Below are 9,020 nucleotides of genomic sequence, written 5' to 3'. Positions count from 1 at the left end.
CAAAAGCTTTGTTTTAACAGTAGGTTGATAAATCCCTTACTCAAGCACTGTTATTTATGATGTTTCGTCTCAGTAATGAGATGAAATAGCAAAAAGCAACACGAATTTTTAGGAGAAATACCGTGAAATGGAACCGACTAAATATTGCTTGCTGCTGTAGTTTAATGGTGTCTATACCCGTTTTCGGTCAAACTTTAGAGCAAGCCGTGGCATTGACGTTAAAAAACAACCCTGACATTAAGAGTGCATTTAATGAATTTACGAGCCGAAAATACGTAAATGAAGCATCTTCGGGTGCTTACTTACCCTCTATTGATCTAGATGCGGGTATTGGGTATGAAGGATTAGACCCTTCTGACGAGGTGGGACGTGGAGATACAGATTACACTCGAAAAGAAGCATCGGTGACACTAACCCAACTTATCTGGGACGGCAGTGCGACTCTTAATGATATAGACCGAACCGCAGCGGATGCTGAATCAGTAAGATTTCAACTTTTGGCCGACGCATCGGATAAAGCACTTGAAGTCACCAAAGTGTATCTAGATGCTGTAAAAGCTTACGAAATACTCAAGCTGTCTGAAAACAACCTGGCTGTTCACAAAGATATCTACGATGACATTAAAAAACGAGTCAACTCGGGTATCGGCTCTACCGCTGACTTAACGCAAGTAGAAGCACGTTTGGCAAAAGCACACGGCAACTTAGCCGCTGCTCAAAATAACCTGTATGACTCTCACACGATGTTCACTCGTTTAGTCGGTCAAACACCGCAAGGGCTAATCTTTCCGAGAGCGGACCAAAACTTTATTCCTTACACAATTGATGAAGCGGTAGGCTTGGCATTTGAACTGCACCCCGTTATTCAAGTCGCACTCGCAGACGTAGACTCGGCTAAGTTTCAATACAAACAGTCTAAAGGTGTTAACTACCCAACCATTTCCATTGAAGCTTCGCAAACATGGCGTGACGACGCTGATGGTTTAAAAGGTCGCAGTGATGAGACACTTGCCATGCTGCGCCTACGCTACAACCTATTCAATGGCGGCAGTGATGCAGCGAACTCGGAAAACTTCGCCTACCAGCTAAATAAAGCAAAAGACTTGCGTGAAGGTGCCTATCGCAATGTTGAAGAAGGGTTAAGACTTTCTTGGAGTGCGCTTGATTTAACATTACAACAAAAAGAGTTTCTATCAGATCATGTAGACTCTGCGTCTGAGACCGTAATTGCTTACGAGAAGCAATATCGCATCGGTAAACGAACACTGCTTGATCTATTGAACACTGAAAACGAGCTCTTTGAGGCGCGTAAAGACTACTTAGATTCTAAATACGCAGAGCAGTACGCCAAATATCGAGTGATGAACGCAACAGGTCAACTGTTGAGTGCATTAAGGGTCGAAATGCCTAAAGAATGGCTAGAAGAAGTGGAGTATTAATTATGAAACACATAACTCTTATTGCACTCTCATTGATGATTTCGGCATGCAGTTCATCCGATAAAGGCGATGAGTATGATTACATCGATACGCCAATTGCCGATCAGTGGGCTGATCATATAGATGATGACTCAGACGGTGTTATTAACGAGCGCGATTTGTGTCCGGGTACTCCTTTAGGAGCCGAGATAGATAACGATGGCTGCGGTTCGTATGTCGACTCCTCACAAGAAATGCAAATTCGAGTCCTATTTGCGAACGATTCCGATGTTATAAACCCTATCTTTACGCAACAAATTCGTGAGCTGTCCGATTTCTTGAAAGAGTACCCAAATACGTCTATCGAGATTCAGGGCTATGCTAGTCGCACTGGTACTGCAGAACACAATCTCGACTTATCCAAGCGCCGGGCTGAGAACGTTAGAAAAGAACTCATGATGAATGGTATTAGTGGGGATAGAGTTACCATTGTGGGCTATGGAGACACAGTGCTTGCAACACAAGGCACCGACCAAGTGAGTCACGCACTAAACCGTCGAGTAACCGCAACAGTGATTGGTCACAAGGGTGAAGTTAAGAAAGAATGGACTGTTTTCACTACACTTCCAAAAAGCTAACACAACCATAAACAGAACGTAAAAATAAAAGGTCTAGCAAATTGCTAGACCTTTTTTGATTTTCAATTTTACCTAAATGGGAACGCCACTACATATCTTTGTATTGCGCCTCTAAACTTGCAATCAAGCTTTGAGTCACATCATCAACACTTGCACCGTCAAAATGGATGTCTAATGTCGAGCTACCTTTTGTAATACTCAGGTTTGCCTCAGAGCTGCCATCTGGTGCCACTTCTACGTGATACTCTCCGACATCACCGGTATGATCACCTGATTGAAGATCATTAAGAAGCTCTCCAATTTCATCTTTAGATAAGTCATCAAAGAGATCAGAGAAGTCTAGAGTGTCTTCATCTTTATTGAAGTCAGTGACAGTGTCGCGTTCATTGGACACATCAATCCATTTAAAGATGTCTTCACCGTCCCCCCCTGTCAAAATATCATTGCCGAAACCACCAATTAAAATATCATTATCTGCACCACCGAACAGCTTGTCGTCACCGCCTTGTCCAAACAAAATATCATCTCCTGAACCACCAGAGATGATATCTGCCTGGTCGTAATAACGAGACTGTTCAAATTCTGCTTGGTTTTCAGTAATGTAGTGATGAACTTCTTCTTTGGTAACCAACGAAACATCCTTACCTAGTTGAGAAGCTACGTAGTTTTGCAGCGCGGAAACTCCTTGCTCACCATCGACGTCGAAACGCATGGCATCACCAAAAATAATGTCATTTCCATCAAGGCTGTTAATCTCATCTTTGCCTTGCATCAATGAAACTTCCTTACCAAGGATCACTTCTGCTAGTTGGTTTACATCTATGTTAGCTCTTACTACACCATCAGAGTCGAAGTTTTCTAACGAATCTTCATCTAAGTAGCGACCAAGACCTATCGAACGAACCTCACTAAATTCAGCCAATGCTTGATATGCGTTATTCGCTTGAGATAGAACATTATTTCCATAATCATCATAGACATATGAGTTAAGCATTCTCCCCACCTGTTCACCAGTAGAGAGCGAATACACCGCCCCGCGAAAATCTATGACTGTTTTATTGTTGTATGTGACTGTATCACCAAACCTGTAATCACTTGGCAAGACATCCGCTAGCGTCACTAACTTTTGTTCTGACACGCCAAGTACGACACCCTCCCAACCACTAAACCAACTCGTATTGTTATCCGTAGCTTGGTTTGGTTGACCATCAGATATGAAATAACTTAGGTTTGTTGCGCCACTATCGGCATTAGCAAACCAGTCTAGTGCAGATTGGAACCCGGCTTCATAATTTGTATTACCATCACCGATTTGTAAAATTGCATCCAATGTAGACTCTATTTGCGATGTTGCGTTGTCAGCACTCAAATCTAATTCAAGTACCTGAGAGCTCCCAGTAGCAAATGTGGTCAATAAAACGTTCACTTTGCCCGAATGAGGGCCACTAGCACTTTCGGTAAGAGTATTCAGCACTGTTTTTAGCTCACCTAGCGCTAGACCAACGTCGTAACCCATGCTGCCTGATGTATCGAGCATAAAAGCAATGTTGTAGTCCTGCCCCTCGACAATCTGTAATCCTTGAACATCGCCAACAATCACATCATTGCTATCAGATCCAGCTATCTTGTTATCACCATGCGTACCGGAAACAAAATCATAATCTCGAACTGAAACAGAAGCCGTGTCCGTTCCCATTTGAGTATTGTTATTAACTTCAACACTTCCTGCCGTCGCTGTTACATCAAAATCTAACGAACCATTGTAATCGGCTGGTACAGTAATCGTACCGCTTAGTTGATGACTGGTTTGATTTGGTGCACTTGAAAGGTCAACCGTGTAAGAACCATCGCTGTTTTCAGTAACCGTTTTGCCATTCACCTCTAATGTTAGCCCTGAAGGAATTCCCGTTAAGGTGACGCTATCGTTAATGAATGACTCACTGCCATCCACATCGATAAGATCAAGGTTCAGCTCAAAAGAGACTTGCTGCTCTGTAAGTACAACATACTCTCCTGTGTTGTTATTTAGCTTGATAATGGCATCTTGGAAGATAAGTTGTTCAATTTCATAAAGGTGGTCACCCGACTCTTTATGAGTGCTCGAAACAACATCTTTTGTATCAATAAATCGGCTATCTTCGACAATCCAATACGGGACCTCTGAGTGGTCAGATGCAGGGTAATAGTTGAAGTTGTAATCAGACAACTTGCCAGAGTAAACAACTGTGTCCGTCTCCGCTTGATCATCTAATGAACCAATACCGCCATAGATAGAATCATTACCTCCTCCAGTCACAAAGATATCACTGCCTTGAGCATCAACGTTCGCACCTGCTTGTTGATCTCCGACAAAGCTCAGTGGCGATTCAGTGTCACCGCTTAGCATTAAGTCATTACCAACATGTCCGTTATTAAACGTTTGTGTCACCACATGTTCAAAGTCAAGCCCTGGTAAATTACTTGCCTCAAGCAGATCTTTAAGTTCTTCGTCTGTAGACCAGCTTCCGCCTAGTGTCACAGGTACAGACGTTACTGGACCGAAAGTAAGGTCAATCTTAATTGGGTCCGCGACAGGCTCTATGTCGATACTCAACGTACCTGAAGCAGAAGAATTGCCATCACTAACAGTGAAATGAATCTGCTCGTAAGTATCCAAGCCGTTCCCAACACCGTCTTTATCGAAAACATTTGCACCAGATTCATGTTCAGCAGGAACATAACGAACAAGACCATTTTCGATATCAGAAGCGAGCACACTTCCAGAAACCACTTCCCAACCATCAGAACCTTTCACTTGCAGTGAGCCATTTAGAGCAGAAGTGTCAAACTCAACACTTATACTACTATCAACGATGCCTAAATGTTCTAGTGTTATAACAATAGCTTCGTCTTCTAATCCGGAAATTTCGTTGCTTTGAACTGCTGGCGGAACATCATTATCATCAATATAGCCAACGCCAGACACATCTCCGACTTTAATCACAAGACTCTCTGTTGATTCAACCAACTGATCATCAATACTTGGAATGGTAATCTCAAAGCCATTCACTCCAGCTGGAACAATAAGGTATCCGCCCAAATACTTCACGCCATTAGTAAAAGTTGCGTTCGACAAATCAATGTCTTGAGAGCTCGTACTAGAACCCTCTACAGAGAAATCCACTTGATACTTAACGGTCTGATCTGTTTCGTTATTTAGAGAAACAGAAAACGTGACATCGTCACCCTCAACAACAGTAACACCTGCAATGCTCTCCACCACTGGTCCATTTTCCGCAACATTACCATCTAGTATTTCGTTAACGATATTGACCGTAGATGGATCACTAACACCACTTTCAGAATCGACTGCCACATATCCAAAGCTATCTCCGGCAGGAATACCTTCTACATAACGTAACTCCCAGTTCCCTTCATTTTTCGTAGAAAAATCTAACTGAGTAATGACCGAACCTTCAGGAAGAGCTAGATCTTGCCCAAAACCAACGCTTGTTTCTTGGAATAGCATGAAGTTGCCTTCAGGCTTCAAGAACTCGAACGTTTGAGTCTGTTCGATATTATTTGAATCTAAATACGTAACCGTAATAAGCGCAGCGTTGTCATCACCGTAATCAAACAATCCACCTAATCCATCTAAGCCAAGGTTTACGCTGCCCACAGGGTTATTAGACAAATCGATCGTAATTGTCTCGCCTTTCTCAATACCCTGCCCATCATTGTCAGCAATACCGTTTCCGATATGTGACACTTGGCGGTTGTATTGAGCAAGTTCACCACTATCAGAAGATATAGTGATGGAGGAACCATTAACTAAATGCTCAGTACGGGAGTGTGATGGACCTCCGTCCTCACTTAGCCCCCAATTATTGAAATCTGTTGTAGACTCGGAGCTATTTGGTGTATCTGGGCGATCCTTGATACCTAATAAGAAACCCACATTATCAGCTTCATAGTAAAGGCTATCTTTTTCATAAAGAGTGTCACTGACTTCTTTTATTTCATGCAGTTCACCGTTGTTATCTCTGAAGAACAATGTTCCTGAGGTCGGTAGTTCAATAATCCGCACATGCAAATCGTTGCCATTTAAGTCATCTTCAATATCCGCTATATGATCCTGAGAGTCGCCATCACCTAAAGGTTTCGTATCAGTATCAAATACAACTTGCGTCAAAGGCTTGTCAGTAACATACGTAAAGTCCTCACTGTCAGGCTTGTCATTGACTGGCGTCACATCGACGTTCACTGTGGTGGACTCCGATACCCCACCGGACGTGACGATGTAGGTGAAGCTGTCTGTACCGTGGAAGTTGTCGTTTGGCGTGTAAGTGACGCTGCCATCCGGGTTGACTGAGACCGTGCCGTTAGCTGGACCGTTGTTGGTATCCAGCGACACCACTTTGTCGTCGCCTTCAAACGTGTCGTTACCTAAGACCTTGATGATGGTTGGCGTGTCTTCCACAACCGTCGCTTTGTCTGCCACGATGTCCGCCACAGGGGCTACCGTGAAGTTCACCGTTTGGCTGACGCTTTCGCCGCTTGGATCGGTGGCCGTAAACGTCAACGCTTCTGAGCCGTTCCAGTCTGCCGTTGGAGTGAACGTAGCAATACCGTTGACGATCGCCACTTGAATGTTGCTGTTGCCAGAAACGCTGAAGCTCAGATCGCCATCCACGTTATCCACGTCGCTGAACGCGGTATTTAGATCGATGCTGTATGGCGTAAAGTCTTCTGCCAAGGCTTGGTCTGCGATGCTACTTTCAACCACAGGCGTGTCGTTCACCGCATTCACGGTGACGTTGACCGTCGCTTGGTCAGTCAGTGCACCATCAGTAATCGTGTAAGTGATTTCAGCATCGCCATGGAAGTTCTCAGCCGGTGTGAAGACCAGTTTTCCATCAATAATTTCGACTTTACCTTGGTCACTCGGCACAGACGCTGATTGGATAGACAGCGTATCACCATCAATGTCGGTGTCGTTTGGTAGGACATCAATCGTCACTGGCGTGTCTTCGTCAGTAACAGCTGTATCATCTTTTGCCACTGGCGCATCGTTGACTGGTGTGACATCGACGTTCACCGTGGTGGACTCTGATACCCCACCCGACGTAACGATGTAGGTGAAGCTGTCAGCCCCATGGTAGTTGTCATTCGGCGTGTAAGTCACGCTGCCGTCCGGGTTGACCGAGACCGTGCCGTTGGCTGGACCGTTACTGGTATCCAGCGACACCACTTTGTCGTCGCCTTCGAACGTGTCGTTCTCTAAGACCTTGATGATGGTTGGCGTGTCTTCCACAACCGTCGCTTTATCTGCCACGATGTCCGCCACAGGCGCAACTGTGAAGTTCACCGTTTGGCTAACGCTTTCGCCGCTTGGATCGGTGGCCGTAAAGGTCAGTGCTTCTGAGCCGTTCCAGTCCGCGGTTGGAGTGAACGTAGCAATACCGTTGACGATCGCCACTTGAATGTTGCTGTTGCCAGCAACGCTGAAGCTCAGATCGCCATCCACGTTATCCACATCGCTGAAAGCGGTATTTAGATCGATGCTGTATGGCGTAAAGTCTTCTGCCAAGGTTTGGTCTGCAATGCTGCTTTCAACCACAGGCGTGTCGTTCACCGCATTCACGGTGACGTTAACCGTCGCTTGGTCGGTCAGTGCACCATCGGTCACGGTGTAAGTGATTTCAGCATCACCATGGAAGTTCTCGGCCGGTGTGAACACCAGTTTGCCGTCAACAATCTCGACTGTGCCTTGCGCTTCAGGTACGGACGCCGATTGGATAGACAGCGTATCGCCATCAATATCGGTGTCGTTTGGTAGGACATCAATCGTCACTGGCGTGTCTTCGTCAGTAACAGCGGTATCATCGTTTGCCACTGGCGCGTCGTTCACCGGCGTCACATCGATGTTCACTGTGGTGGACTCCGATACCCCACCGGAGGTAACGATGTACGTGAAGCTGTCTGTACCGTGGTAGTTGTCGTTCGGCGTGTAGGTCACGCTGCCGTCCGAGTTGACTGAGACCGTGCCGTTAGCTGGACCGTTATTGGTATCCAGCGACACCACTTTGTCGTCGCCTTCAAACGTGTCGTTATCTAAAACCTTGATGATGGTCGGCGTGTCTTCCACAACCGTCGCGTTGTCTGCCACGATGTCTGCCACAGGCGCTACTGTGAAGTTCACCGTTTGGTTAACGCTTTCGCCGCTTGGATCGGTGACCGTAAAGGTCAGCGCTTCTGAGCCGTTCCAGTCTGCCGTTGGGCTAATGGTCGCGATGCCATTTTCAATCGAAACCAACACATTGCTGTTGCCAGAGACGCTAAACGTTAACTCACCATCAACGTTATCCACATCGCTGAAAGCGGTATTCAGATCGATGGTGTATGGGGTGAAATCTTCCGCCAAGGTTTGGTCTGCGAGGTTGCTTTCAACCACAGGCGTGTCGTTTACGGCATTTACGGTGACGTTGACCGTCGCTTGGTCAGTCAGTGCACCATCGGTCACGGTGTAAGTGATTTCAGCGTCACCATGGAAGTTCTCAGCCGGTGTGAAGACCAGTTTTCCATCAACGATCTCAACTGTACCTTGTGTTTCAGGTACGGAAGCCGATTGGATAGACAGCGTATCGCCATCAATATCGGTGTCGTTTGGCAGGACATCAATTGTCACTGGCGTGTCTTCGTCAGTAACAGCGGTATCATTTTTTGCCACTGGCGCATCGTTGACTGGCGTCACATCGACGTTCACCGTGGTGGACTCCGATACCCCTCCGGAGGTAACGATGTAGGTGAAACTGTCTGTTCCGTGATAGTTGTCGTTTGGCGTGTAAGTGACGCTGCCATCCGGGTTGACCGAGACCGTACCGTTCGCTGGACCGTTGTTGGTATCGAGCGACACCACTTTGTCGTCGCCTTCAAACGTGTCGTTACCTAGGACGTTAATGATGGTCGACGTGTCTTCCACAAC

The 9,020-nt window shown here is 45.9% G+C and carries 3 protein-coding genes; 2 read left to right on the top strand and 1 reads right to left on the bottom strand.

The genetic code is table 11. The features are described from left to right. The first annotated feature begins 122 nt into the window (after positions 1-122). Entirely contained in the window at positions 123-1,439 is a 1,317-nt protein-coding gene (locus R7Z47_RS19375) for a TolC family outer membrane protein (protein ID WP_195723090.1), read from the top strand. 2 nt (positions 1,440-1,441) lie between these two features. Further along, a complete protein-coding gene (locus R7Z47_RS19370) occupies positions 1,442-2,056 on the top strand; it encodes an OmpA family protein (RefSeq protein ID WP_167415217.1) in 615 nt (204 codons plus the stop codon). Between the two features lie 88 nt (positions 2,057-2,144). Here the strand turns inward: R7Z47_RS19370 and R7Z47_RS19365 are convergent. Continuing rightward, positions 2,145-9,020, bottom strand: a 6,876-nt coding sequence (locus R7Z47_RS19365) for a tandem-95 repeat protein (protein WP_318130543.1), incomplete at its 5' end; no start/stop codon positions are given.

The organism is Vibrio sp. 1641 (assembly GCF_033339995.1).
Classification (GTDB): domain Bacteria; phylum Pseudomonadota; class Gammaproteobacteria; order Enterobacterales; family Vibrionaceae; genus Vibrio; species Vibrio alginolyticus.
This window is presented reverse-complemented; position numbering and strand designations above follow the sequence as displayed.